Below are 23828 nucleotides of genomic sequence, written 5' to 3'. Positions count from 1 at the left end.
GGGTCAGTCCTTGCGCCGGCGCAGCCGGCCCAGACGGGACACCACGGGCACCGAGCCCATCATGACCCTGATCAGTACCAGCAGGGCGATGACCGGGGGAACGTAGATTAGCCACAGCGGCGGCCCGCCGGAAGAGTCCTCGTTGTTCGCGGCCTTCCTGGCCTGCACGTTCTGCTGGTCGAGGGCGGGATCGTGGGTCGGGATCGTCTCGCCCGGGTTCTTGGCCTTGTAGGGCTTCTGCTTGACGGCCGCCGGCTCGCGTCCACCGGGGCAGGTCGGCACCTTGGCCACCGGCGGCTGCGGGAGCGGGTACTTGTACTCCAGCGTCGCGGGCGCGTTCAGCGTGACCTGGAAGACGACGTTCAGGACGGGCTTGCCCTGGTCCATCCCGATCACGTTGTCGAGGACGTTCTTCAGCGCGGGCGCCGACGCGAGCGTCTTGTTCAGGTCCTTGAGGTAGCCGGGGTTGTACTTCCCGACGCCCCAGTTGCCGAGCATGTCGACGGTGCAGCCGAAGTCGCCCTCGGTCTTGTCGAGCAGCCCGTTCACCGTGGCCAGCAGGCCCGGGCCGCGGTCGCGCAGCTCGGCGATCTGCCCGCGGACCTGGCTGAGCGCGGCGGTCAGCGCGGCGAGGTTGTCGACGCCGGCGCCGAGCGAGCCGCGGTTGCGGTTCAGCACGTCGGTGATCCGGCCGAGGTCCTTGGTGAGGCCGTCGAGCAGCTCGGTGTTCTCCGCGAACGTCTTGGTCAGGTCGTCGCCGCCGTTGATGATCTGGCGGAGCGACTCCTCGCGGCCGGACCAGCCGGCGGCGAGCTCGCTGGTGAGGACCTTGGCGTCGTCGGGGTTGATCGCCTTCAGCGAGTCGATGACCGCGCCGAACAGGTCGCCGTACTTGGGCGGCACGGTCGTGTGCGACACCGGGATGACGGTGCCGGGCTTCATCGGCGGCGCGCCCGCCTTGCCGGGGCCGGGGGTCAGCTCGACGACCGGCTCGCCGACCGCGGACTTGCGGGCCGCGGCGGCGGTCACGCCCTGCGGGATCTTGACGCCGCGGTCGATGTCCAGCCGGACGACGACCTTGTTCTTCTCCAGGTCCACCGAGTCGATCTTGCCGATCCGCAGCCCGAGGTAGTCGACCTCGAAGTTCGGGTGCAGGCCCGGCGAGGACTGGAACTCCACCGTGATGTGGTACGGCCGGTCGATGAAGTCGAACCGGACGACGTTGTTGAACGCCCACACCACCATGACCAAGGCGAGGACGCCGAAGGCCACCAGGTTGATCGTCAGCCGGCGGGTCATCCGCGTCCCTCCAGGAGCTTCTCCAGGTCCGGCAGCGCGTCCCCGAGCTTCGGCGGGATCTTCGGCGACGCCTGCTTCTTCTGCGGCTCGCTGAGGCCGGGGAAGAGCGGCCGCCCGTCCGGCCAGGTGACGCGGACGATGGGGTAGAGCAGCAGTTGGCCGTCGTAGCTGGCCAGCGGGATCTTGTACGAGAACGCCACGAGCCCGTCGACCACGGCGGTGAGCCGCTTGCGGTTGTTGCCGAGCTGCTCCAGGACGGGGTCGAGGTCGTTCAGCAGCTGCCGGAACCGGCGGATGCGGCCTTCCAGGACCTTGTCGTTCAGCTCGCGGGCCATCTTGGTGAGCCGGTCGACGGTCTTGATGATCTTTTCTTTGTCGTCGTTCAGCATCCGGGTGGTCCGCTCGAGCTGGCCGGGCGCCTGGGCCAGGGCGTCGCTGCCGTTCGCGAGCGACCGGCCGAGCTTGGCGAACCGGTCGACGGTCTCGCCCAGTTCGACGCGCTGCGCGGCGAACATCTTCACCAGGTCGCTCGCCTGGGCGATCGTCTTGTTGAGCTTCTGCCCGTTGCCGTCCAGCGCGGTCGCGCCGGCGTTGACGACGGTGGCGACGTCGTCGCCGGCGAGCGCCTGGATCAGCGGCCCGGCCTGCCCGACGACCTGCTCGAACGCGGGCTGGACGCGGGTGTCGGTGATCGCGGCGCCGGACGCGAGGTAGGGGCCGCGGGTCATGGAGCCGCCGGGCGGCAGCCGCAGTTCCACGTAGTTCTCGCCGAGCAGCGAGGTCACCTTGATCTCGGCGCGGGTGCCCTTGGGGATCTTGATGCCGTCCTCGATGGACAGCGTCGCCCGCGCCTTGTAGCGGACCAGCTCGACCTTGGTGACGGTGCCGATCTTGATGTCGGACATCTGCACGCTGTGCCCGGCGACGAGGCCCTGGGCGTCGTCGAACGTGGCGGTCAGGGTGAGGTCGCCCTTCGGCGCGCCGGCCGTCTTGTACGAGCAGCCGGAGACCGCGAGGGTCGCGGCCACGAGGACGAGGAGGAACTTCCTGCCCATCAGTTGCCTCCGTCCCAGGGGCAGTTGGAGTTCGGCTTGGGCAGCGGGCAGCCGACGTCGTCGGTGTTCATCAGGCCCTTCAGCCACGTCCGCAGGAACGCGTCGGTGGCGAACCGGATCTGCAGCGACTTGTTCTTCGGGTTGTAGCCGCCGATGAGGGCGTCGCCGATGCCGGGCAGCACGTTCAGCAGCTGCGCGATCTGCTTGGCGTTGCCCTTGAGGACGAGCGCGGCCCGGGTGAGGACGGCGAGGTCGTAGGGCAGGTTGCCCTTGTACTTCTGGATGAGCCGGTCGCCGTTCTTGGCCAGTTCGAGGATGCCGCTGATGAGCTGCTGGAGCTCACCGCGCTCGGAGCTGAGCACCTGGCTGGCGGTGCCGAAGTCCCGGATGATGGTGCCGAGGACCTGCTCGCGGCCCCGCACGACGCCGGCGAGCCGGTCGAGGTTCTTGGCGACCTCGATCAGCTCCTTGTCCTGCCCGGCGACGTTCTCGATGAGGCGGGCGCTCTGTTCGAGGGTGGCGTTGAACTCCTTGCCGTTGCCCTTGACCGTGTCGGCGGCGGTGCCGAGCGCGGTCTGCATCTTGGTCGGGTCGAGCGCGTTCGCCAGGTTGGTGAAGGAGCTGAGCGCGTCGTCCACCTCGACCGGCACGTGGGTGCGCTCGATCGGGATGACGTCGGCGGTCTCCTTCGCCTGCCCCGGCCGCCATGCCGGGTGCAGGACGAGGTTGCGCTCGCCGATGAGGTTCAGCGGCACGATCGACGCCTGCACGCCCTTCGGCAGCGGGACGTCCCGGCGGACGTGGAACGTGACCTTGACCTTGTCGCCCTGGTTCTCGACCTTGTCGACGAGGCCGACGTCGGCGCCCATGACCTTGACCTTCGACTCGGGGTAGAAGGAGCGGGCCTTCGGCACGTAGACGACCATCGTGCGCTCACCGCTCGCCGACGGGGTCAGCGAGCACCCGCCCACGGACGCCGTCAGGGTGAGGCCGAGGGCGATGGCGATTCCCTTCACTCTGCCCATTTAGTTGCCTCCCTGGCGCCGGGTGGAGATCGGGCCCGGCGGCTGCAGCGGGCCGAGGCCGGTGAGGACGCCCTCGATCCAGGGGCCGTTGCCCTTGAGGTTGGCGACCTGCTGGAACGTCGGCCCGAGCAGCGAGAAGTCGGTGTTCAGCGCGTCCATGTTGGGCGCGAGCCGGGTGGTCAGCAGGTGCAGGTTGTCCAGCAGCGAGTCGAGCTGCTTCTGGTTCTTGGAGATCACGTTGGACAGCGTCTGGACGGTCCGGTTGCCCTGCCCGATCGTCGCGGCCAGCTCGTTGCGGCGCCGCACGAGCGCCTGCAGCAGCACCTGGCTGGAGTTGATGATCTCGCGGAGCTGCTCGTCCTTGCTGGCCAGCGTGCCGGTGATCGTCTTGCTGCTCTCGATCAGCTTCTGGATCTGCGGGTAGGAGTCGTTGAGCATCCGGGACAGGTCCTGGACGTTGGTGAGGACCCGGTTCAGCTTCGCCGCGCCCGGCGACCTGATCTTGTTGACCTCGGTGAGCAGCTTGTCGATGCTCTTCTCGTCGAGCTTGCCGACGATGTTCTGCGCGCCCTCCAGCGCGTCCGGGACGGTGAACGGGACGCTGGTGCGGTCGAGCGGGATGCGCCGCCTCGACTCGGGGACGTCCGCCATGTACGGCTTGGACACCGGGCCGGACAGCCGCAGGTAGCGGCCGCCGAGCAGCGTGGTCGTCTGGATCTCCGCGCGGGTCTTCGGCCCGAGGTCGATCCCGGCGTTCACGTGCCACTTCACGATGATCTTGCCGTGCTTGAAGTCGGGCTCCACGGAGGTGATGCGGCCCGACTTCACGCCGGCGACGCGCACGTCCTGGCCCTTCTTCAGCCCGGCCGTGTCGCTGAACTCTCCGCTCATCGTGTAGCCGCGGTCGAACAGGTGGAGCTGGCCGATCGCGAACGCGAACACGCAGCCGGCGCCGAGCGCGGTGAGCGTGACGATCGCGACGACCTTCTGGTTGACGTCGCGCAGCGACTTCAGCGCCATCAGCCGCCACCTCCCTGCAGCATGGTCCTCAGCTTGGCGAGGTCGTCCTTGGTCGGCTGGCCGGTGCCCGGCGCCTTCGGCAGCTCCATCGGGAACGGGCAGGGCCCCTGCATCACGTTCAGGCAGAGCGCGTTGGTGCGCAGGTAGTGGCCGCCGTTCGCGGTGGAGAAGAGCTGCCGCAGCGTCAGCGGGAGCTGCTGCACCATCTTCTCCAGCTGGTCCACGTTCAGCCGGAACGTGGTGGCGAACTTGCCGAGGTTGTCGACGATCCGGGCGAGCTGCGCGTCGTTGCCGCCGAGCACCTGGTTGAGGTTGGTGGTGACGCCGCCGATCTCGACGATGGCGTCGTCGAGCAGCTTGCGGTTGTTGGCGAAGACCTTGGTGAGCGACTCCAGGTTGTCGATGCTCGCCGCGATCTGCTTGTCGCGGGTGGCGACGGCGCCGCTCACCGTCTCGTAGTTGTCGATCATCCCCTCGATCGTCTTCTTGCGGGCCGCGAAGGTCCGCAGCAGCAGGTCGAGGTTGTCGGTCAGCATCGAGATGTTCTGCTCGTTGCCGTCCAGCGCCTGCGAGAACGAGAAGAGGATCTTGTTGAGCTGGTTCGGGTCCAGGTTGCGGGTCAGCGGGCCGAGCGCGTTGACGACCTCGCCGAGGTCCACCACGGACCGGGTGTGCGGGACGCGGTCGCCGTCGCCCAGCATGCTGCCGCTCGACCCCGGCTCCAGGTAGACGACCCGCTGCCCCATCACGTTGCGCCAGCGGATCGCGGCGGTGGAGTCGGACGGCAGCCGGACGTCCTTGTCGACGGCCATCTCGACCACGGCCTTGCCGCGCACCACCTCGATGCTCTTGACCTGGCCGACGGGAGTGCCGGCGACCTTCACGCCGTCGCCCTCCAGCAGCCCGGTCACGTCGTCGAACGTGGCGGTCAGCTTGTAGCGGGAGGCGAAGCTGGTGCCGAGGATCTGCTGGCCGATGTAGAAGGTGAGCAGCCCGGTCACGAGGACGAAGACGAGCGTCTTCAGCATCGTGGTGTAGTCGGGTCCGCGCGCCGCCTTGCGACGCATGCGCGGGCTCATGGCCGCCCCCCGGTCTTGCTCTGGCCCGGGAGCTTCATCTCGAACGCGGTCTTCTGCGGCGTGGTCGCGCAGGCGTCGATGAAGATCTGGCAGATGTCGAGGGGCAGGTCGTCGCGCGCCTGCGCGATGACGGTGCCCTCCGGCCCGGGGATGCGGATGATCTGCGCCAGCAGGTTGAAGAACCCGTTGAGGCTGTCCAGCAGCACCGGGATGTTGCGGCGCTGGTTGTCGAACACCGCGACGATGCCGCTGCCGTTGTCGACGATGTTGCCGAGGTTGCGGCCGTGCTGCTCCAGGTTGCGGCCGAGGGTGTCGCCGAGCTTGCTGGACTCGTCCAGCAGCTGCGAGACCTTGTCGGGCTTCGCGCTGATCGTCTGCGACAGCTTGTTGAAGTCGCCGGTGAACGCGGTGAACGTGTCGCCGCGGGACGCGAGCGTGCCCGACAGCCCGTTGATGTTGCGCAGCAGCGCGTTGATCGCGGCCCGGTCCTTGTGGGTGGCGTCGACGACGATCGCGCCGTTGTCGATCGTCCGGCGGAGCGCGGGCCCCTGCCCGGACAGCCCCGCGCCGAACGTGTGCAGCAGCGCGGCGACGTCGTCGGGGTTGATCGCCTTGGTGAGGTCGTAGGCGAGCCAGGCGGTGTCGGACAGCTCCTTCGGGTCGTTGGTCTCGGTGATCGTGGCGCCGTCCTTCAGGTACGGGCCGGTGAGCTCGTTCTTGCCGAGGTCGAGGTTGAGGTCCTTCGGGCCGAACACCGAGACGGGCTCGACCGTCGCGACGGTCGTGTCGGCGATGCGGACGCCCTTGTCGAGCCGGAGCCGCACCTTGACGCGGCCCTGGTCGTCCAGGTCGAGGCTGTCGACGGCGCCGACCGCGATGCCGCGGACCTTCACCTCGGACTTGCCCGGGTCGAGGCCCTGCCCCGCCCGTCCGAACGTGGCGTTGTAGTACGTGGAGCCCGAGTGGTCCGGGGTGGAGCCGATCGCGACGAACGCGGCGGCGGCCGCGATGACGCCCGCGCCGACCAGCCCGAACATCGTCCGGGAGCGCTGGGAGATGCTCTCTTCGCTCATCCGGTCAACTTCACTGTGCTGCCGTGGCCCCAGAAGATGTACGACAGGACCAGGTTCATGAGGATCATCAGGATGGTCGACTCCCGGATCGCGCGGCCCGCGGCGACGCCGACGCCGACCGGCCCGCCCGCCGCGTAGTAGCCGCGGTAGCAGTGGATGAACATGATGATGAACGCGAACACCGCCACCTTGATGACGCTGTAGAAGACGTCGATCGGGGGGAGGTAGAGGTGGAAGTAGTAGTCGTAGATGCCGGGTGAGAGCCCGAAGTACTGGATCGTGATGAACCGGGTGGCGAAGAACGCCATGAACAGCGAGACCAGGTACAGCGGCACGAGGGCGATGACGCCGGCGGCGACCCGGGTGCAGACCAGGTAGGCCAGCGAGTTGATGCCCATGACCTCCAGCGCGTCGATCTCCTCGGAGATCCGCATCGCGCCGATCTCGGCGGTGAACCCGGTGCCGACCTGCGCGACCAGCGCGACGCCCGCGATGATCGGGGTGACCTCGCGGACGTTGGAGTAGCTCGCGACCAGTCCGGTGAACGCCTCGGCGCCGATGCGCTCCAGGCCGGGGTAGCCCTGGAGGCCGACCATCGCGCCGGTGGCGAGCGACATCGTGGCGATCACGAAGATCATGCCGCCGCCGATGACGAGCGCGCCGACGCCGACGGTGATGTCGCTGACCTGTTTGGCGAGCGTCTTGCCGTACTTGCGCTTGATGATGATGTCGACGAACAGGTGGTAGAGGACCCGGCCGAGGAAGACCGGGAGGTCGGCGGACGCGGCGAGGCCCGCGGTCCGGCCGCGGACGGCGCGGCCCAGCTTGCGGACGGGGGATATGGCGACCATCAGAACCTCGGGGGGAACAGGACCTGGTAGATCATGGTGAGGATGTAGTTCGTCGCGAACACCACGATCGAGGTGACGACGACGGCCTTGTTCACCGCGCGGCCGACGCCGACGGGGCCGTAGTCGCAGTTCATGCCCATGTAGCAGGCGACGGCGGCGGCGATGAAGCCGAACACCCACGCCTTGAACAGGGTGATCACCAGGTCTGAGAACTGCAGCAGGGTGGTCGAGCCGTCGAAGAACGCGCCCGGGCTGACGCCCTGCTGGATGACGTTGAAGTAGTAGCCGCCGACCACGCCCGCCAGGATCACCACCGAGCACAGCAGCCCGGACACCATGCTCGCCGCCCACAGCCTGGGGGTGACCAGGCGGTGGATCGGGTTGATGCCCATGACCTCCATCGCCGCGAGTTCGTCGCGGATGTTGCGGGCGCCCATGTCGGCGGTGATCGCCGAGCCGCCCACGCCGGAGACCAGCAGCGCCGCGGCCAGCGGCGCCACCTGCTGGATCATCGCGGCGGTGAGCAGCGCTCCGGTGCCCGACTGCGCGCCGAGCTGGCGGGCGATGTCGCCGACCTGGAGCGAGATGGTGGCGCCGAGCGGCACGGCGATGAGCATGACCGGCACGCTCGTGACGCGTGCCAGGAACCAGCACTGCTCGATGAACTCGCCCCACCACTGGCGCAGGTCCCAGGAGCGGCGCAGCCCTTCGAGGAGGGTCACGCACAGCAGTCCCGTCTCGTCGAGCGCTCGCCCGACGCGTCTGCGTGCCAGGTCCGGGGCCTTCGTGAGGCTCAGGGCCATCAGCCGGCGACCTCCCCCGGGGGGCGGGGGTGAAGGTACATACCAGCCTCCTTCGTTCTCGGACGTCGGCGCCCATCCGATACGCCGGCTCCCGCCGGGCCACAGGCGGCGCCCACGTCCTCTTCGTCGTCGCGCGCCACCGTGGTCTCGGCAGAGACCGGGATCACAGCATGACCCAAGCAAGCACTCGGGCACCACCGCTGTGATCTGAGGCACTCTATTGGAAGAAGGTCTAAGAAGCGAGTACTTACATCTGGATTTGTCCGAAGCTACGATCGGGCGCACGATGATCGACACGGGGCGTGAGATGGAAGACGACATGGACGGCGGTGCCGACCCGCTGGTCATGGGCGTCCGGGACCGGTGGGAGGAGCAGGGGCTCCAGGGCGGCCCGTGGCCGTTCATGGCGATCTGCGCGGTGGGACGGCTCGATCAGCTGTTCAAGAAGGCCCTCGAAGCGGAGCTGAAACGGCTGGGCCTGACCCGCAGCGGCTACCTGCTGCTGACCACGCTGGCCCTCACGACCCGCGGCAGCGCGCGGCTGAGCACGCTCGGCCGGATCCTGATGGTGCACCCGACGACGGTGACGCTGACCGTCGAGCAGCTGGAGGCGGTCGGTCTCGTCGCCCGCACCCGGCATCCCCGCGACCGGCGCGCGACGCTGGTGGAGATCACCGAGGCGGGACGGGAGCGGGCCAACGAGGCGAGCCTGGCGCTGGAGTCGCCCGGCGGCGCGTTCGCCCCGTTCGCCGGGACGCACCGCGAGGTGTTCGAGGCGCTCCAGCCGGCGCGGCTCGCGGCCGGCGACGTGGAGCTGCTGAACCCCGGCGGCGCCCGGAGCTGACGCACCGCCCCCGTGACCGGGGTGACGGCGAGAGAAGACGCGGGGCGGGTGAACCGCGTACGATGCCGCCCGCGTACCTTCAGTTCGACGACACGACCCCGGGCGATAAGGCAGTCTTCATCCCATGCCCCAGAGTCACGGCACCCGCAGACGTTCCGCCGAGGGCCGGCGCGCCCGCTCCGAGCGGGTTCCCGCACCGCGTCCGGCGGCCGACGAGTACGACGCGTACGGCGCCTACGGCGGGCCGGGCGGGACCGGGCCGACGCCGATGCCGCCCGCCGTCCCGCCGGAGAAGAAGCGGCGCCTGCGGCGGGTCCTCACCAGCAACGTGACCATCACCGTCGCGGCGATCGCCGCGCTCGGCACGGCGGTGGCGGTGGTCGACCTCAACGCTTTCACCGGCGACGACACCAAGCCGCCGAAGGCCGCCGCGGCCGGGCTGTCGACCAACGACATGCTCGCCCAGCTGACGTCCGCGACCGACATGGACAAGGTCGCGGCCGACGCGATCGCCACCGCCAAGAAGCGCGCCTACGAGGAGCACCAGCGCGAGCTGAAGCGCCTCAAGGAGAAGGCCAAGCGGGACGCGGCGGCGCGGGCGAAGCTCAAGGCGCAGCAGGAGCGCGAGCGGCTCGCCAAGATGAACCCCAGCGCCGGGCAGAACAAGGCGTACGGCAAGAAGATGAACGCCATGAAGGGCTGGGGCCGCTGCTGGCCGTCCCTGCTGACGCTGTGGAACCACGAGAGCGGCTGGAACGAGCGGGCCGTCAACCCGTCCAGCGGCGCCTACGGCATCCCGCAGGCGCTGCCGGGTTCCAAGCTGGCGAGCGCCGGGGCCGACTGGCGCACCAGCTCCCCCACCCAGATCGCGTGGGGGCTCGGCTACATCAAGGCCCGCTACAAGGACCCGTGCGGCGCCTGGTCGTTCTGGCAGGCGCACAACTGGTACTAGCCGTCCGCTACTCCCCGTCTGCGGGCCCGCGACCTGGCACCATGAAGGGATGCGGACGAGCAGGACGCGCCACGGCAACGACACGGGGAACGGCGACGGGCCGGGCGGCGGCTCGGCGGGCGGCGGGCGGCAGTGGGCCCGCGCCGACGCGACGCGCCACGCGCTGCTGAGCGCGGCGCAGCAGGTCTTCGCCGACCGCGGCTACGCCGACGCGGGCATCGCCGAGATCGTCGAGCGGTCCGGGATCAGCGTCGGCAGCCTCTACCACCACTACGGCGGCAAGGCCGGCCTGTACGTCGCGCTGTGGGAGGACCTCACCGCCGAGCAGGAGGCGAGCGCCGCGCAGGCGGTGTCCGCCGCGCGCAAGAGCGGCGAGTCCGACCCGATCGCGCTGTTCACCGCGGGGGCCCGCGCCTACCTGCTGGTGTGCTGGGAGCGGCGGGAGGCGGCCCGGCTGTTCCTCGCCGGGGAGGGCCCGTCGGGGTCGTCGCTGATGCGCCGCAGCCGCGCCCAGCACTGGATCGCGCAGAACACCAAGCTGCTGCGCGGCCCCGCGCCCGGCGAGCCCGCCGGGCGCGCCGACCAGGTGCTGAGCCTGGTGCTGACCACCGTCATCGGCGAGGCCGGACGGGAGATCGCCACGGCCGAGAACGAGGCCGAGGCCGCGGAGATCATCGACGAGGTGTGCCGGATCCTGATCCGGCTGGCGCGCTGACCCCCGTCTGGAACCCGGCGGCGGGCAGCGCGAGGAGCGCCGCGGCGGCCAGCGCGGCGGCGCCGACGGCCAGCGTGCAGGCGGCGACGGTGACGTCCGCTCCCGGCTCGGGGAGCGCCATGGCGGCGCGGCGCATCGGCTCGGCGGCGAGGAGCGGCACGGCGGCCCAGACGGTCAGCCGCGCCGTCCGGGATCCGGTGAGCAGTTCCGGCGCGGTGTGGGTGAGGAGCGCGCCGGCGGCGAGGAGGAGCGCGCACAGGGCCATGCCGGTGCCGATGTCCGGCCCGGCCGTCGGCGGACCCGCCGGGCCGGGCACGAGGCCGTCCAGCACCCGCAGCGGCCAGACGCGGGAGCCGGTGCTGGCGAGGACGCCGATGACGAGGACGGCCGACGCCGCCCACGCCGCGCACAGCAGTGCCACGGCCGCGACGGCGAGGTGGGGCTGCTCCCACGCCTGATCCTGGAGCGGCGGCCCGCCGGGACGTTCGGGGGCGGCGTCCCGGAGGCCGCCGCGGTCAGGGGCGGACGACACGGACCTGCCCGACCGACAGCCGGATCGGCGGGACCGGCTGGAGCGGGCGGACCGGCCGCGCGCGGGCGGGCTGCGGCGGCAGGGTGCGCAGCCGCGCGGCGGTGGGCCGCTTGCCCGCGAGGTGCCGGCGGGCGGCGCGGAGCCGGCGGCGCATGACCCGCTGGGCGCGGGCGTCGCTGCGGCGGATCAGCCGCAGCCGCATCAGCAGCAGCGTCACCCCGGCGCCGAGCGCGGCGAGGAAGCCCGCCTGGAGCGCGGCCAGTTCCTCGTAGGTGAACGGCTCGGCGGGGATCGTGCGCAGGTTCGACACCGGGACGAGCGGCCCGGACGCCGGCGCGATCTGGGGGGCGTTGGCGGGCACGATCGGCGGCAGCGCCACCTGCGGGCCCTTCATCCCGGCGAGCGGGTTGAACCCGGACGGCGTCAGCGGCGGCACGCCGGGCGGCAGGGTCCCCGCGCTGATCCCGGGCGGCAGCGCGCCGGACGCCGAGGTGATGATCAGCTTGTAGGTGCGGGACACGCTGCGCGCCTTGGCCGCCGACACCGACGCCCGCAGCGTGATGACGCCGGGCTTGGCGTTGGACGGCGCCCGCACGGTCGCGATCGCGGCGGCCCCGCCGGAGCCGACGCTGCCGAGGGACTGCGCGCCGGGGCTGACCGACGCGCCCGAGGCCGACATCCGCAGCGCGACGCCGGTCGCGGTCGCGTACGCCGACGAGATCCGCACGGTCGCGGTGATCGAGCCGCCGGGCTTCATCGTCGCCTGAGACACCGTCAGCCCGAGCGACAGCACCGGTGTCTTCGGCTTGCCCGGTCCGGGCGGCGGCGTCGTCGGCGGGTCCGTGGGCGTCGTGGTCGGCGGCGGACTCGTCGGCGGATCCGTCGGCGGATCGGTCGGCGGGTCCGACGTCGGCGGGTCCGTGGGCGGGTCGGTCGGCGGGTCCGACGTCGGCGGATCCGTGGGCGGGTCGGACGTCGGCGGATCGGTCGGCGGATCGGACGTCGGCGGGTCGGTCGGGGTCTCCGTCGCCGGGGGCGGGTCGGACGGCGTGTCGGTCACCGTCGTCTCGGGCGACGGGGTCTCGTCCGCGTACACGGGGTGGACGCCCACCGTGCCGATGAGCGTCACCGCGCCGAGTCCGGCCAGGACCGAGACTGCCGATCGTGAACGCACCCCGAACGCACCTCCACCGCGTCGCGACCATCCCACCGAAATTGCGCTGAATTGGATGGAAGCATGCGCCGATTCGGTCCATCAACCCCGCACGTCAAGGTCCGTTTCAGTTGCTCATATTCCGCCGATCCGTAAATGACCGATTATCATCGGGTGAGGGTTTCCGCGGGGCGTCGCCGTCCCGCCGGGAGGCCCCTCCGGCAGCCGCGCCGGCGCGCTCGCGCAGCCGCATGGCGCGCAGCACCGCCTCGATCGCGAAGCGCGCGTCGGAGTCGGCGAGCCGGTCGCCGAGGGTGCTCTCGACCTGCCGCATCCGGTAGCGGACGGTCTGCGGGTGGATGCCGAGCTCCGCCGCGATGTCGTTGGCGCTGCCGCGGGTCGTCAGCCAGGCGCGCAGCGTCTCGAGCAGGCGTTCGCGCTGCCGGCAGGTGAGGTCGTCCATGTCGCCGAGGTGCCGGGCCGCGAGCTGGTCGATGAGCGCCTGGTCGGACAGCAGCCACAGGGTGATGAGGTGCTCCTCGCAGTCGGTGACGGGCGTGTCGCCGAGGACGCCGTCCTCCACCAGGCGGAGGGCGCACCGCGCCCACCGCAGCGAGTCGACGACGCCCGAGGGCGGCACCGTGAGGCCGATGACGAGCTGCCCGTCCGGCAGGACGCGCAGCAGGGACCGGCGCCGCTCCCGGGTCGCCTTGCCGGGGACGACGAGGAACGGCTGGGTGGCGGTGAGGTCGGCGAGGACGTCCTCGTCGAGCGCGGCCCGCACGTACCGGGCGCCGGGCGGGGCGACGACGACGGTCACCTCGTCGGGGATCGTCCACCCGGCCTTTTCGGCGGCCTCGGCCAGGACGCGCGGGGACGCGGCGGGCCGCAGCAGCAGTTCCAGTAAGCGCCGCCGGTGCGCCTCGGCCTCGCCGTCCGGGCGGGCGTCCAGGTAGCCCTCCAGCGCGAGCGCGGCGAGTTCGTCGATGTAGGCGAACAGGGCGTCGGCGAGCTGGGCCATGACCTCGGGCGACACCCGGCGGCGCGGCCCGACCTTCATGATGCGCCGCCACGCGACCTGGGCGCCGATGCGCAGCGCGGCCTGGAGCGTGTCGAGCGTCCGGCCCTCCTGCGCCTCGAACCGGCCGAGGCGGCGGTAGGTCTCGTGGTGGCGCTCGCGCGGGGCGAGGGGGTTGGCCACCCGGTCGACGAAGTCGGTCAGCGCGCGTTCCACGCCGATCCGCAGGGCCTCCACGTAGGGGCCCTTGAGGGGTCGCCCGTACTCGGGGATCGACCGGCGGACCTCGTCGATGATCTCCTGGGCGAGGCTGGGCAGTTCCGGGCGCATCAGCAGGGCGAGCCGGCGGGGCAGCCGCGTCCGGCGCTTCACCGTCCCCCGCGTCAACGTCTGCTGTGCCATGGGCACACCTCCAAGTCGCCGACGTCGCGGACCGGGGCATGGCGCCGGGCGGGGGCACCCGGCCGTCCGGACGGTCGACCGTATGGCGTAATACCGAGGGCGCGCCGAGCGGGGGACCCCTGCACACCCCCCGCAATCAGTGAGCTGAAGCACATTGAACTTAGATCAAATAGGGCGCGTCAAGGTAAATGAAACGCAAAATCAGCAGTGTGTGGCCTCATGGCCACATTCAGCGTCCAATTGGGACGGGCTCATTTCACGGGGCGCCCCGCTCCCGTAGCCGGTGGGCGCGCAGCACCGCGTCGAGCACGAATCGTGCCGCCGGATCGGTGAGCTGCCGGTCGAACGTCGCACTGATCTGCCGCATCCGGTAGCGGACGGTCTGCGGGTGCAGCCGGAGCCGGCGGGCCGCCTCCACCGCGTTCCCCTGTGCCTCCAGCCACGCCCCGAGGGTTTCGGTCATGCGCATACGACGGGTCCGCGGGAGATGGGACAGCGCGGCCAATTCGCGCCGGGCGAGCTGGTCGAGGAGCGGACCGTCCGACAGCAGCCAGAGTTCGAGAAGGTGCCGCTCGCACAGCGTCGGCCCGCCGTCCTCCAGCAGCCCCGCGTCCACGAGTGCCAAAGCGCGCCGTGCCCACCGCAGCGAGTCGGCGGCCTCCCCCAGCGGGACGGTGAGGCCCACCGCGAACCGGCGTTCGGGCATCGCGCGGCCCAGCATCGCCGCGCGCTCGGGCCCGTATCCGCCGGGGATCAGCAGGTGGGGTTCGGCGTCCGCGAGGTTGACCAGGACGTCGGCGTCCATCGCCTCGCGGATGCAGCGGGCCCCGCCCGGCAGCGCGACCATCGTCACGGTGTCGGGGACGTCCCAGCCGGACGCGGCGGCGGCCCCGGCGAGCGCGCCGCTCGCGGCCCCCGGCCCGAGCACCATCCGCAGCAGCCGGTGGTCGCCGGGCGGCTCGTCGGCGGACGAGCGGACCTCCAGGTAGCCCTCGACCGACAGGGAGGCCAGCTCGTCGATGTAGGCGAAGAGGGCCTCGGCCAGCCGGGACATGACCTCGGCGGGCAGCCGCCGCTCCCGCGCGACGGCCGCGACCCGCCGCCACGCGACCTGCACGCCGACCCGGTAGGCGGCCTGGAGCGAGTCGAGGGTGCGCCCTTGGTAGGCCACGCCGCGGCCGAGTTCCCGGCACAACTCGTCGCGGCGCTCATGCGCGCCGCTGGCGCCGGAGACCTGGTCGAGAAAGGCCGTCATGGCCTGCTCGACGGTGACCCGGAATCCGGCCGGAGTCGTCGGCCCGTCCTGCCGCGAGTACTCCGGGACCGACCGCCGGATCTCCTCGATGATCTCCCCGGCGAGCGTGGGCAGCTCCGCGCTCAGAATCGCGATGACCTGCGGCGGCAGAGCCCCAGGACGACCCCCTCCCCCAACGAGGGTCTTCGTCATCCGCTCTCCCCTTCACGAGGTCAAAGGAATTGCCCCATTAAAAGGTAACCCACCCCGCGCCCGCCGCACACCATTACAGAAAGATCTTCAGACCTTGAATGCCGGGAACACTCACCCGGCAACAAAAACGACCCCATTCATTGATCACCCGGAGACAATCCGAAGGGGGCCCGTACGGACCGGCGCCCGCGCGGCCTCATCACGGCGGACGCCCCCACCCTCACCTCAGTGGGATCTTTAGGCACAATTCCGTCATTACGCCACGTAACGGCTAGAGCGCCGTCGCGGGCCGCTTAACACACCACCTGCCGATCATGGACGGGCATCCGTTCCGGGCGGGCGTCCGCGTGCTGGAATGGCGGAGGGACGGCGAGTCCCGCCACGCCTGTCACCGCCACGGGGGGCGATCGATGCGCACCGACCGGTCTGGCCTGCCGCCCGAGGTGCTCGGCGCGGTCGAGGCGCACGCCGGCCCCGTCCACGGGGTCGAGCCCGCACCCGCAGGCAACCACGCCGACATCACCGCGACCGTCCACACTGCGGACGGCCGGTTGTTCATCAAGGCCGCCCGCAGAACCGCGTCCGGCACCGACGGCCCGGAGGTGTGGTCGCTGCGCTGGGAGGCCGCGATCAATCCCCACGTCACCGACTACGCCCCTCGCCTCCTGTGGACGGCGGAGGCGGACGGGTGGCTTGTCTTGGCCTTCGAGCACGTCCAGGCCCGGCACGCCGACTACACCCCCGGCTCACCGGACCTGGCCGTCCTCGCAAAGATCATCGGGGATCTGCAGGCGCACCCGCTCCCCGACGTGCTCGAACGCAGGCGGGTCGAGCGCCGCTGGGAGTCGATGGGCGACGTGTCCGCGCTGGCCGGCGACACACTGCTGCACGCCGACCTGAACCCTGCCAACGTCCTGCTCGGCGACGACGAAACCGCCTACGTCGTGGACTGGACGTTCACCGGACGCGGTGCCGCATTCCTCGAAATGGCGCTGCTCATCCCCTGGCTACTGAAAGCCGGGCACACCCCGGCCGAAGCGGAACTCTGGGTCTCGCAGTTCCCCGCCTGGACGTCCACCGCCCCGACCACCATCGACCTGTTCGCCCGCGTCTTCGCCACGAAATGGGAAGCCAACCTAGCCACCAACAGCGAGGCTTGGGCCCTCGAACACGCGACCGCAGCACGGCAGTGGGCGTCGCACCGGCACGCACATACTTCCGCGAACTGAAAGAGGCACCAGAACGCGACCGCGATGGGGACAAGCCGAATTCCTACGGCGCATCGTGCGACGGGGTCGCGGCGCCCACGCAGAGGAGCGGGTGACCTGGACCGCCGGGATGACGTCCAGGATGGTGCTCGGGTGCGCCGGTCGCGGCCTACGCGGACGCGCCGTCCACGAGGGGCCAGGAGGGGGCGTCAGGCTAGGTCGAGGCGCCCGCTCTTGACGGCGTTGAGGAACGCCGCCCAAGCGCCGGCCCCGAACCCCAGCACGGGCCCGTCCGGATCCTTGGAATCCCGCGCCAGCACCACCGCCGCCCCCGCCGCAACCTCCACACAGTTGCCGCCATTGCCCGTGCTGTGAGTGCTCGTGCGCCAGGCCCGGACCTCTACGCACTCTCCGCCGTTGCCGGTGCTGTGGCTGCTTGTGCGCCACATGGCCACTTCGATGCAGTGTCCCTCGGCAGCACTGCGGCTGCTCTTGCGCCAGACGATGTTGCTGTTGTCCATCGCGACTCCCCACCTGGTTCTACGGCACAGTGTGCGGCTGAGTCGCGGTACCCATGTGGGGAGGTAGGGCTGTCCTGGACGCCGTACTGACGTCCAGGACCATGCCCGGACGCGGCCTTGGACCTGCTGCGTGTGGACGGGAGGCGTCAGGCGAGGTCGAGGTGCCCGCTCTTCACGGTGTTGAGGAACACAGCCCAGGCGTCAGCGCCAAAGCCCAGCACCGGTCCGTCCGGATCCTTGGAGTCCCGCGCCAGCACGATCGTTTCGCCTGTCGCGACCTCAACGCACTGGCCGCCGTTGCCCGTGCTGTGGCTACTCTTTCGCCAGGCGCCAAGCTCCACACAGTTGCCTTGCTTACCACTGTGGCTGCTCGTGCGCCAAGCGCCGACTTCAACGCAATTGCCTTGCTGGGTGCTGTGGCTACTCGTGCGCCACTCGATGTGGGGGAACTTCATGAAGGCCTCTGCTTCAAGTTGTACTTCTAGACCATTTCTTCGATTACTTGCCCCATCAAAGCACGGGACGCGTCCGGACTGAGCGCACAGGAGCGCAGGTGATCGAATAGATCGACGTAGGCGTTGACGTCCGTGGCGTCTTCCAGGTAGATGCTTCCCCGGCGGTACTGGATATACACGACATCTGGGTCCGCTGGCTCAGGAAACCTCAAGACGTTGCAGGGCCCGTCCATAGAGGGGTGCGCGCCAGCACTGTGCGGCAGGACCACAACGTTGATGTGGTTGAGCAGGGATATCGAGGTGAGGTGTTCGAGTTGCTCCCGCATGGTCTCTGGCCCACCAACCTGCCTTCGGACCACTGCCTCGTTGAGCACAGCCCACATCTTTGGCGCGTCAGCGCTGGTCATTCGCTCCTGGCGCTTCAGTCGAAGAGAGACCTGTCGGTCGATCTCCTCCTCGCGCGGGACCCGGATGTCTGCGAGAAGCATCGCCCGCATGTACCGCTCGGTCTGAAGTAGCCCTGGGACGGCTTCGGATTCGTACGTCAGGATCTCGTTGGCTTCCTCTTCGAGGCCGACAAAGACCTCGAACCACTCGGGGATGGAGCCGGAGTACTGGTGCCACCAGCCGCGCTTGCGTGCCTCGCGGCACAGGGTGAGGAGGACGTCGCGCCTCCTGCCCTCTACTCCGTAGAACTCCAGCATCCTTGCGACGATCGGGACCGTCCCTGCGGTCTGAGCGCCTTCGATGCGAGTGATCGTTACGGGCGAGCAGCCAACGAAGCCGGCAACCTGCTCCCGGGTCTTACCCGAGTCGCGGCGGAGCTGCCGCAGCTCCTTCGACAGGCGGCGACGGCGAACCGTAGGGCTTGATCGGCCAGCCATTACATCTCCTTTCGCCCGGTTTGGGTGACACTTGCAAGAAAATCAAATGCACTAGTCCATCCGAACCCTTTACGGAGAGTAGATCGACAGTGCACACTCTGACCGTAGCGAAAATTACGCACGGTGTATGGGTGATCACGGAAGAAAGCTGGGTGAATCGTGGTCGTCCTCGTGCCTGGAGAAGGGGCGTCCGACGATGTCAGCGGATCAGCGGCCGCACGCGGTGCGGTTCGGCCTCCTGGCTGATCTGTGTTACAAGCTGGGAGAACGCCAGCAGTGCACCTCCATGCTCGTCCACCCGTCGCGGGGTGAGGCGGTGCTGTGGGTGCCGGAGCGGGCCTGGCCGCGCAAGTGGCTCGGGGTCGCGGCGGTGGACCACCGGGGACGATGGCTCTACGCCTTCGGCGACCAGTGGAGCATCGCCGGGGACGTGGCCGAGGCCGCGGCCCGGGTGGCATGGGCGGTGCGGGCCCGATGAAGCACTTGGGGACGTGCGTCATCCCGTCCGCCCGAAAGAACGTGGCCAACGGACGGCGGTGGCTGCTCGGGCGGCTCGAACCGCTGCTCGGCGCGACGCACAGCGCCTGCGATGACAGCGTCCTGCTGCTGTCGGAGACGCTGACGAACGCGATCGTCCACGGAACGGGCCACCTCGTGGAGGTGGACGCCTACGTGGACACGGCCAACATCCGGATCGAGGTCACGGACGAGGGCGGCAGCACCGTCCCGCATCACCGGGACGATCCGCACGGCGAGCACGGGCGCGGCCTGCCCATCCTGTCGATGCTCGCCAAGTCGTGGGGGTTCGAGCAGCTCGACGACGGTCGGCTGCGTGTGTGGTTCGAGGTGCCGCATACGGCACGTCCCGAGAACCGCGAGGACGGCCGCGCCAAGGCGTTCGAGGGCGCTCCGACTCCGCCGCGTCCGCGAGACGGCACGCACGACGGGACGTCGCTCAGGGCGAACACCTCCGCGCATACCGGCGATCGCTGACGGCGAAGGCGCGTCAGTCTTCGGTGGGACGTGGTCGCCAGCGGTCGAGGGCGACGACGGCGAGGCCCGCCAGAAGCAAGAGGACGGTGTAGAGCCAGAGGTGGCCGGGTTCGCGGAACAGCTCCGCGTTCGGTCCCCGACGGCCGGTTCCCTGCCAGTCGCCGAGCAGGCCGCAGGCACCGATGACGGTCGCGAACATCAGCGGGCCCAGGACGGCAGGGGAAAGTCCGTCCTGGGTCAGCCAGACACCGAGTGAAGCGATCGCGAGCGTGATGGTGGCGGCGAGAAGAAGGAGCATGACGACCGTCATGCGGTCCGGGCGGACCACCATCGTCAGGGCGAGGACGGCGGCACACGAGGTGCATACGGTGAGGGCGGCCCAGTGGCGCCAGGGCGGGAACGCGGCGGCGGCACCCGCCACCACGCCGAGCGCCACCAGGAACCACATGCTGATAAAGCCCGAATGCTGCCCTTGTATGAGCGCGCTTGCCGGGCCAGAGAAGCCGATGACGGCGGCCGAGGCGACGATGGTGCCGACCGCCGCGCGAAGCCCCGCCAGCGCAGCCGCCACCAGACCGGCGGCCAGCAGCAGCCAGCACGCTTTGACCGCGAAGCCGCCCTTGACCGTCTCCATGCCGGCGGCCGGGATGAACGCGAGGACCGCCACCGCGCCCGCGATCGCCGTCCGGACGCCCATCGCGGGCTCGGCGTCGCCGGACGGTGCGGCCAGCTCGGGACGTCCGTCGTAGCGGTAGTACAGGCCCAGCGCCAGGAAGGCCCCACCGATCGACGTGGCCAGGAAGAAGAGACGGATCAGGATCTGGACGACTTCGGCGAAGTCCCACGGGTAGCCACCAGGCCGCGCGATCTCGATGTGCGCTATCAACATGTCCGTGGACGCGCCGAAGACCTGCGCGCCCACTCCCGCCCCGATCAGGATCGCGCCCGCACCGGGCGCCCCGATGTGGACGAGCCGGAGCCCGGCGGCCAGCGTCCCTAACAACACCAGTTGCGCCCCGGCGGTGACCGAGCCGAAGTAGAACCAGGCCGCGCCGGTGTAAAAGTCGTTCCGCGCCACGACGTACACGAACTCGGTCGGGAGCATCAGCACAACCCCCGCGACCAGGAGCCACGGCCAGCTCCGGCGCAGCGACCACCACATCGCCGCCAAGCCGGCGACCGTCACCACCGCGACCACGGCGGCCTGCTCGGCCTGCACCACGCCCGGGTTGATGCGCAGGACGTCCGCGAACCCGGCCGCGCGCCCGACGTGGCCTCTGGGCCGCGCAGAGTTGGCGACCGCCCCGAGCGTCCCGATCGCGCAGAGCAAGACGGCGCCGATCACCCATGGACGGCTGGTCTCGAACGGAATCCGGTTACTCAAGGCTGCGGTTGCCATGACACTCCTACGGGTTCCTCATCGTCCGCTGGGCGCGGTCGAGTCGTCGGCTTTCGGCTCCGGCGGCATCGTCACTGGCGGTCGTCGTCGTTCCTGTAGTCGTCCTGTTCAGAGAGCCGTTTGAGGTTCTTGCCCATCTCCCAGGCCGCGGCCGCGACGCCCGCGATGCCGGGATCCCGGCGCGTGGGCCGCTCCGCGATGGGCGTATCGGGCGAGTAGCGCATGACCGCCTCGGCCAGCCTTTCCCCGTCCAGCCGCCAGCCCTGGATCCTTTGCGACGCCAGCGACGGCTCGGCGCCCATGCGGCGCAGCCAGGGACCGAAGACGGCCTCCTTGAACTGCTCCTCCGCGACGGTCGCCGGAGGGAGTTCCGGTGGCCTGGGCAAACGGCTCATCCGGGTGGTGACACCGGCGGCGTTGAGTTCGACCCCCACGTAGTGATGGCGCGTCCTCTGCCTGCCGCTGCGCACGATCCGGTCGAAGGTCACGATGCAGTCGATCCATGACCAGGGGATCAGCTCCGGCTCGGCGTCTTCTGCGGTGTAGCCGAAGTAGACGCCGCGCGCGTCCACCGCGAACGAAACCTCCCCGCGACGCACCGACCTCGTGACAAGCACGGCGAGTATCGCGGTCACTCCGCTGAACATCGTCAGTCCGAGGGCGATGCCGGGCCCGGGATTACGAATGGTCTGATAGAGCAGGAACGCGTCCACGGCGCCGCAGCCCACCAAGACCGGCAGATTGCCCCACCAGGTCTGCCTGGCGATATAAGCGCCCTCGGCGAATCCGTCGGGGCTGTCGTCGGGTCTCATGTGGTCCGCGCCTCACCACCGAACACCTGTGGATCGCTGTGCGAGCCGACAGTGCCGAGTTCCAGAATGCCACCGTGCGACCTGAGCGCGCCAGGCCCATTTTCGCAGTCGGCGTCAATGGCGCTGGACTCGTTCTCAGGGCCCCGCCACCTCTCATGGCGGGGCCCTGAGAAACGCACGGCCAGAATTGCTGCTCGACAGATGGCGGGAGGGGCGCCGCGCAATACTCGGTGCCCAGACCGCCGCCGGTCAGGGAAGGTTGTTGATGCCGAGCAGGGCGATGTAGTGGTCGAGGACGACCGTGTTCGTGCCTGCCGGGGACGGCAGGCCGGCCGCCGAGTTCACGAGGTCGTCGATGTTCGTCCCGGACTGCTCGCATCCCCGCGCGGCGGGTGCGGGGAAGGCGTTGTCCACGTGCGTCGCCGACATGACGGTCGCCTTCCCGACGGTCCCCGCCCGCGTGAACGGGACGCCGGTGATCGGGGTGTTCGGCGGAGGCGGGTTCGTGGTACCCGTCGTCATGCTCAGCGGAATCGGGTCCTCGTCGCTGCCGATCACGCAGGAACCGCCGAGCCCGGCCCCGCTCAGGCGGATCTTCAGACCGATCGTCATGTCCGGGTAGTTGATCGTGAAGCCGCCCGCGTACTCGGGAGCCGCGAAGACCGTCCTGCCCGGCGGAAGGCCGATGGCCTCCGAGGGCAGCGCCACCTTCTTCGTGTGCAGCGGCCCCACCAGGAGCTGCCTCTCCCCGGTCGTCAATTCCGTCACCTGGGCGTAGGTGAACTTGATCGGGTCAGTGATCTCGTGACTGAGCCGACCGATCTGGATCCGGCCACCGACCACGACTTGGTCGTAGCACGTCCCAATGTATCTTTCGTAATCCTCCGGAACGGAGGGGCAATCAGAGAAGTCGAAGTCCGGCAGGCCGGTTTCGGCGGGTGCCGTCGGAACCGTACGAGCTTGGGCGGAGGAGCTTCCCGCCAAGAACATCCCAGTCGCGGCGAGCGAACACACCGCGCCGACGGCGGCCCTTCTACGCGTTAATGCCCAATTCATGCACCTCTCCTCTCTCGTCCGGCAGCGTGGTCCGTGCCCGCGGGGTCGCCGCGGGCACGGACCGGTCGGGCAGCTCAGGATCCGAGCTCGGCGTACGTCTTCTTGACGATGTACTCGTTCTGGATCATCGTGTTGGTGCCGGCCGGCGAGGGGAAGCCGCCGATCTGGTTCACCAGCCAGTCGGTGACGCCGGCGCCGAACGCGCAGTTGTCGGCCTCGGGGACCGCGAAGTCGTTGCCGACGTGCTTGGCGGACCGGACGACGATGGGGTCGGTCTGCACGACCTGGAGGCCCTCGCCGGTGATCGGGGTGTTGGGCGGCGGCGGGCTGGTGGTCCCCGTGGTGAGGTTCAGCAGGATCGGGTTCGCGTTGGACCCGACATAGCAGTTGCTGCCGAGCAGCGGGTTGATGAGGCGGACCTTCACCCCGAGCTTGATCTGGAAGTCAGAGCTCACCGGCATCTCGAACGCGCCCGCGTACTCGACCTTGGCATACACGGCCGACACGAACGGGTCACCGAACAGCCCGGGCTGGACGAGCATCTTCGGCGCTTCAAGGCCTCCGAAGATGATCTTTGTCTCGAAGGTGGTGGGGTTGAAGGTGTTCGCGTACGTGAACCTGAGCGGCTCCTCGATCTGCTGATCGAAGTTCCCGATCTTGAAGCTGCCGCTCGTGACGACGCCCACGTAGCAGTTCGAGAAGGTCGGGTTCGCCCCCTCCGGGAGGGGCGGGCAGTCGGAGAAGTCGAAGCTCGACGGGATCGGGTCCGGGTTGGCCGCCGAGGCAGCGGTCGCCATGCCGAAGGTCAGCAGCGCAGCGGCGGCCATGGCGGGAAGCGCGAACCGGGAACGACGCCTCCGGAAACGAGTGGACTTCACGAGTCCGTCCTTTCATCTTGCCAGGGGGAGCGGGCATTGAACGGCGGACGGCCAGGCCGTGGAACCGTGCCCGCGGGGTCGCCGCGGGCACGGACCGGTCGGGCGGGCTCAGGATCCGAGCTGGGCGTACGTCTTCTTGACGATGTACTCGTTCTGGATCATCGTGTTCTTGCCGGCCGCCGAGGGGAAGCCGCCGATCTGGTTCACCAGCCAGTCGGCGACGCCGCCGCCGAACAGGCAGCCCTTGGCGCCGGGCACCGCGAAGTCGTTGCCGACGTGCTTGGCGCTCCGAACGACCTCGGGAGTGGTCTGCACGACCTGGAGGCCCTCACCGGTGATCGGGGTGTTGGGGGC

The 23828-nt window shown here is 69.9% G+C and carries 25 protein-coding genes and 1 pseudogene; 6 read left to right on the top strand and 20 right to left on the bottom strand.

Translation table 11 applies throughout. The annotated features are described in order from the left end of the window. Positions 1 to 3: 3 nt before the first annotated feature. Genes ETD96_RS05455 through ETD96_RS05420 form a run of 8 tightly spaced genes read right to left on the bottom strand, consistent with a single transcriptional unit; the run spans position 4 to position 8205 of the window. Positions 4 to 1299, bottom strand: coding sequence for an MCE family protein (locus ETD96_RS05455; RefSeq protein ID WP_138635003.1), 1296 nt, complete (start codon positions 1297 to 1299; stop codon positions 4 to 6). Continuing rightward, positions 1296 to 2354 carry an MlaD family protein gene (locus ETD96_RS05450; RefSeq protein ID WP_138635000.1) on the bottom strand — a complete coding sequence of 353 codons (1059 nt, stop codon included), beginning with the start codon at positions 2352 to 2354 and terminating at the stop codon, positions 1296 to 1298. The genes ETD96_RS05455 and ETD96_RS05450 overlap by 4 nt, the downstream gene beginning before the upstream one ends. After that, positions 2354 to 3379, bottom strand: a complete 1026-nt coding sequence (locus tag ETD96_RS05445; protein ID WP_138634997.1) for an MCE family protein — start codon at positions 3377 to 3379, stop codon at positions 2354 to 2356. The genes ETD96_RS05450 and ETD96_RS05445 overlap by 1 nt, the downstream gene beginning before the upstream one ends. Then, the gene (locus tag ETD96_RS05440; RefSeq protein ID WP_138634995.1) at positions 3380 to 4399 is read right to left on the bottom strand and encodes an MCE family protein; all 1020 of its coding nucleotides are present in this window, start codon (positions 4397 to 4399) and stop codon (positions 3380 to 3382) included. Then, positions 4399 to 5466, bottom strand: coding sequence for an MCE family protein (locus ETD96_RS05435; RefSeq protein ID WP_240807262.1), 1068 nt, complete (start codon positions 5464 to 5466; stop codon positions 4399 to 4401). The genes ETD96_RS05440 and ETD96_RS05435 overlap by 1 nt, the downstream gene beginning before the upstream one ends. Positions 5467 to 5474: 8 nt before the next feature. Continuing rightward, positions 5475 to 6551, bottom strand: a complete 1077-nt coding sequence (locus tag ETD96_RS05430; protein WP_138634992.1) for an MlaD family protein — start codon at positions 6549 to 6551, stop codon at positions 5475 to 5477. Beyond that, positions 6548 to 7402 (bottom strand): ABC transporter permease, encoded by an 855-nt coding sequence (locus ETD96_RS05425; RefSeq protein ID WP_089326540.1) that lies wholly within the window; start codon positions 7400 to 7402, stop codon positions 6548 to 6550. Before ETD96_RS05425 ends, ETD96_RS05430 begins: the two co-directional genes overlap by 4 nt. Then, positions 7402 to 8205, bottom strand: a complete 804-nt coding sequence (locus ETD96_RS05420; protein WP_138634989.1) for an MlaE family ABC transporter permease — start codon at positions 8203 to 8205, stop codon at positions 7402 to 7404. Before ETD96_RS05420 ends, ETD96_RS05425 begins: the two co-directional genes overlap by 1 nt. A 286-nt stretch (positions 8206 to 8491) precedes the next feature. On the opposite strand from ETD96_RS05420, the gene ETD96_RS05415 reads away from it, so the two are divergent. The 3 genes from ETD96_RS05415 (at position 8492) to ETD96_RS05405 (ending at position 10716) form a co-directional block, all read left to right on the top strand. Then, positions 8492 to 9049 carry a MarR family winged helix-turn-helix transcriptional regulator gene (locus ETD96_RS05415; protein ID WP_240807260.1) on the top strand — a complete coding sequence of 186 codons (558 nt, stop codon included), beginning with the start codon at positions 8492 to 8494 and terminating at the stop codon, positions 9047 to 9049. Positions 9050 to 9173: 124 nt separating this feature from the next. Next, positions 9174 to 10001, top strand: coding sequence for an aggregation-promoting factor C-terminal-like domain-containing protein (locus ETD96_RS05410; RefSeq protein ID WP_138634986.1), 828 nt, complete (start codon positions 9174 to 9176; stop codon positions 9999 to 10001). A gap of 49 nt (positions 10002 to 10050) precedes the next feature. Continuing rightward, on the top strand, positions 10051 to 10716 hold the full coding sequence (locus tag ETD96_RS05405; RefSeq protein WP_138634983.1) for a TetR/AcrR family transcriptional regulator: 666 nt from the start codon (positions 10051 to 10053) through the stop codon (positions 10714 to 10716). Here the strand turns inward: ETD96_RS05405 and ETD96_RS05400 are convergent. The 4 genes from ETD96_RS05400 to ETD96_RS05385 all read right to left on the bottom strand — a co-directional run bounded on the left by ETD96_RS05400 (position 10673) and on the right by ETD96_RS05385 (position 15268). Continuing rightward, positions 10673 to 11248: a hypothetical protein gene (locus ETD96_RS05400; RefSeq protein WP_138634980.1), complete on the bottom strand. Its 576-nt coding sequence runs from the start codon at positions 11246 to 11248 to the stop codon at positions 10673 to 10675. The two genes, ETD96_RS05405 and ETD96_RS05400, sit on opposite strands and share 44 nt — an antisense overlap. Then, positions 11232 to 12422 carry a hypothetical protein gene (locus tag ETD96_RS45725; RefSeq protein WP_205719116.1) on the bottom strand — a complete coding sequence of 397 codons (1191 nt, stop codon included), beginning with the start codon at positions 12420 to 12422 and terminating at the stop codon, positions 11232 to 11234. The genes ETD96_RS05400 and ETD96_RS45725 overlap by 17 nt, the downstream gene beginning before the upstream one ends. Before the next feature lie 106 nt (positions 12423 to 12528). Next, positions 12529 to 13821 carry a PucR-like N-terminal domain-containing protein gene (locus ETD96_RS05390; protein ID WP_138634977.1) on the bottom strand — a complete coding sequence of 431 codons (1293 nt, stop codon included), beginning with the start codon at positions 13819 to 13821 and terminating at the stop codon, positions 12529 to 12531. Positions 13822 to 14077: 256 nt separating this feature from the next. Continuing rightward, entirely contained in the window at positions 14078 to 15268 is a 1191-nt protein-coding gene (locus ETD96_RS05385) for a PucR family transcriptional regulator (protein ID WP_138634973.1), read from the bottom strand. Positions 15269 to 15678: 410 nt separating this feature from the next. Between ETD96_RS05385 and ETD96_RS05380 the strand changes: the two genes are divergently transcribed. Further along, positions 15679 to 16497, top strand: a complete 819-nt coding sequence (locus ETD96_RS05380) for a phosphotransferase (RefSeq protein WP_171068871.1) — start codon at positions 15679 to 15681, stop codon at positions 16495 to 16497. Positions 16498 to 16685: 188 nt separating this feature from the next. Here ETD96_RS05380 and ETD96_RS05375 read toward each other — a convergent pair whose 3' ends face one another. From ETD96_RS05375 to ETD96_RS05365, 3 genes are all read right to left on the bottom strand, one after another. Further along, complete coding sequence (locus ETD96_RS05375) at positions 16686 to 16997, bottom strand: DUF397 domain-containing protein (RefSeq protein WP_138634967.1); 312 nt, start codon at positions 16995 to 16997, stop codon at positions 16686 to 16688. A gap of 146 nt (positions 16998 to 17143) precedes the next feature. After that, the gene (locus ETD96_RS05370) at positions 17144 to 17452 is read right to left on the bottom strand and encodes a DUF397 domain-containing protein (RefSeq protein ID WP_138634965.1); all 309 of its coding nucleotides are present in this window, start codon (positions 17450 to 17452) and stop codon (positions 17144 to 17146) included. Positions 17453 to 17478: 26 nt separating this feature from the next. Continuing rightward, entirely contained in the window at positions 17479 to 18336 is an 858-nt protein-coding gene (locus ETD96_RS05365) for a helix-turn-helix domain-containing protein (protein ID WP_138634962.1), read from the bottom strand. 196 nt (positions 18337 to 18532) lie between these two features. On the opposite strand from ETD96_RS05365, the gene ETD96_RS44425 reads away from it, so the two are divergent. Further along, positions 18533 to 18814 carry a hypothetical protein gene (locus tag ETD96_RS44425; RefSeq protein WP_171068870.1) on the top strand — a complete coding sequence of 94 codons (282 nt, stop codon included), beginning with the start codon at positions 18533 to 18535 and terminating at the stop codon, positions 18812 to 18814. Next, positions 18811 to 19329 (top strand): ATP-binding protein, encoded by a 519-nt coding sequence (locus tag ETD96_RS05360; protein ID WP_171068869.1) that lies wholly within the window; start codon positions 18811 to 18813, stop codon positions 19327 to 19329. Before ETD96_RS44425 ends, ETD96_RS05360 begins: the two co-directional genes overlap by 4 nt. 13 nt (positions 19330 to 19342) lie before the next feature. Here the strand turns inward: ETD96_RS05360 and ETD96_RS05355 are convergent, their stop codons facing one another. The 5 genes and pseudogenes from ETD96_RS05355 to ETD96_RS44420 all read right to left on the bottom strand — a co-directional run. Beyond that, complete coding sequence (locus tag ETD96_RS05355; RefSeq protein ID WP_138634956.1) at positions 19343 to 20728, bottom strand: hypothetical protein; 1386 nt, start codon at positions 20726 to 20728, stop codon at positions 19343 to 19345. Between the two features lie 71 nt (positions 20729 to 20799). Continuing rightward, the gene (locus ETD96_RS05350) at positions 20800 to 21540 is read right to left on the bottom strand and encodes a hypothetical protein (RefSeq protein ID WP_138634953.1); all 741 of its coding nucleotides are present in this window, start codon (positions 21538 to 21540) and stop codon (positions 20800 to 20802) included. Between the two features lie 249 nt (positions 21541 to 21789). Continuing rightward, the gene (locus tag ETD96_RS05345; protein WP_138634950.1) at positions 21790 to 22383 is read right to left on the bottom strand and encodes a hypothetical protein; all 594 of its coding nucleotides are present in this window, start codon (positions 22381 to 22383) and stop codon (positions 21790 to 21792) included. Positions 22384 to 22670: 287 nt separating this feature from the next. Then, a complete protein-coding gene (locus ETD96_RS05340) occupies positions 22671 to 23474 on the bottom strand; it encodes a hypothetical protein (RefSeq protein WP_138634947.1) in 804 nt (267 codons plus the stop codon). A 108-nt stretch (positions 23475 to 23582) separates the two neighbouring features. After that, positions 23583 to 23828: pseudogene (locus ETD96_RS44420) on the bottom strand (hypothetical protein); the annotation flags it as partial.

Origin of the sequence: Actinomadura geliboluensis (assembly GCF_005889745.1) — a bacterium.
GTDB lineage: Bacteria > Actinomycetota > Actinomycetes > Streptosporangiales > Streptosporangiaceae > Spirillospora > Spirillospora geliboluensis.
The sequence above is the reverse complement of the archived record's forward strand: the minus strand, read 5'-3'. Positions and strand labels throughout refer to the sequence as shown.

Coding starts and splice junctions, on each gene's coding strand:
- ETD96_RS05455 (WP_138635003.1), bottom strand. CDS start 1,299: ATGACCCGCCGGCTGACGATCAACCTGGTGGCCTTCGGCGTCCTCGCC.
- ETD96_RS05415 (WP_240807260.1), top strand. CDS start 8,492: ATGATCGACACGGGGCGTGAGATGGAAGACGACATGGACGGCGGTGCC.
- ETD96_RS05435 (WP_240807262.1), bottom strand. CDS start 5,466: ATGCGTCGCAAGGCGGCGCGCGGACCCGACTACACCACGATGCTGAAG.
- ETD96_RS05405 (WP_138634983.1), top strand. CDS start 10,051: ATGCGGACGAGCAGGACGCGCCACGGCAACGACACGGGGAACGGCGAC.
- ETD96_RS05385 (WP_138634973.1), bottom strand. CDS start 15,268: ATGACGAAGACCCTCGTTGGGGGAGGGGGTCGTCCTGGGGCTCTGCCG.
- ETD96_RS05410 (WP_138634986.1), top strand. CDS start 9,174: ATGCCCCAGAGTCACGGCACCCGCAGACGTTCCGCCGAGGGCCGGCGC.
- ETD96_RS05360 (WP_171068869.1), top strand. CDS start 18,811: ATGAAGCACTTGGGGACGTGCGTCATCCCGTCCGCCCGAAAGAACGTG.
- ETD96_RS05350 (WP_138634953.1), bottom strand. CDS start 21,540: ATGAGACCCGACGACAGCCCCGACGGATTCGCCGAGGGCGCTTATATC.
- ETD96_RS44425 (WP_171068870.1), top strand. CDS start 18,533: ATGTCAGCGGATCAGCGGCCGCACGCGGTGCGGTTCGGCCTCCTGGCT.
- ETD96_RS05355 (WP_138634956.1), bottom strand. CDS start 20,728: ATGGCAACCGCAGCCTTGAGTAACCGGATTCCGTTCGAGACCAGCCGT.
- ETD96_RS05390 (WP_138634977.1), bottom strand. CDS start 13,821: ATGGCACAGCAGACGTTGACGCGGGGGACGGTGAAGCGCCGGACGCGG.
- ETD96_RS05375 (WP_138634967.1), bottom strand. CDS start 16,997: ATGGACAACAGCAACATCGTCTGGCGCAAGAGCAGCCGCAGTGCTGCC.
- ETD96_RS05445 (WP_138634997.1), bottom strand. CDS start 3,379: ATGGGCAGAGTGAAGGGAATCGCCATCGCCCTCGGCCTCACCCTGACG.
- ETD96_RS05425 (WP_089326540.1), bottom strand. CDS start 7,402: ATGGTCGCCATATCCCCCGTCCGCAAGCTGGGCCGCGCCGTCCGCGGC.
- ETD96_RS05365 (WP_138634962.1), bottom strand. CDS start 18,336: ATGGCTGGCCGATCAAGCCCTACGGTTCGCCGTCGCCGCCTGTCGAAG.
- ETD96_RS05440 (WP_138634995.1), bottom strand. CDS start 4,399: ATGGCGCTGAAGTCGCTGCGCGACGTCAACCAGAAGGTCGTCGCGATC.
- ETD96_RS05450 (WP_138635000.1), bottom strand. CDS start 2,354: ATGGGCAGGAAGTTCCTCCTCGTCCTCGTGGCCGCGACCCTCGCGGTC.
- ETD96_RS05370 (WP_138634965.1), bottom strand. CDS start 17,452: ATGAAGTTCCCCCACATCGAGTGGCGCACGAGTAGCCACAGCACCCAG.
- ETD96_RS05420 (WP_138634989.1), bottom strand. CDS start 8,205: ATGGCCCTGAGCCTCACGAAGGCCCCGGACCTGGCACGCAGACGCGTC.
- ETD96_RS05430 (WP_138634992.1), bottom strand. CDS start 6,551: ATGAGCGAAGAGAGCATCTCCCAGCGCTCCCGGACGATGTTCGGGCTG.
- ETD96_RS05380 (WP_171068871.1), top strand. CDS start 15,679: ATGCGCACCGACCGGTCTGGCCTGCCGCCCGAGGTGCTCGGCGCGGTC.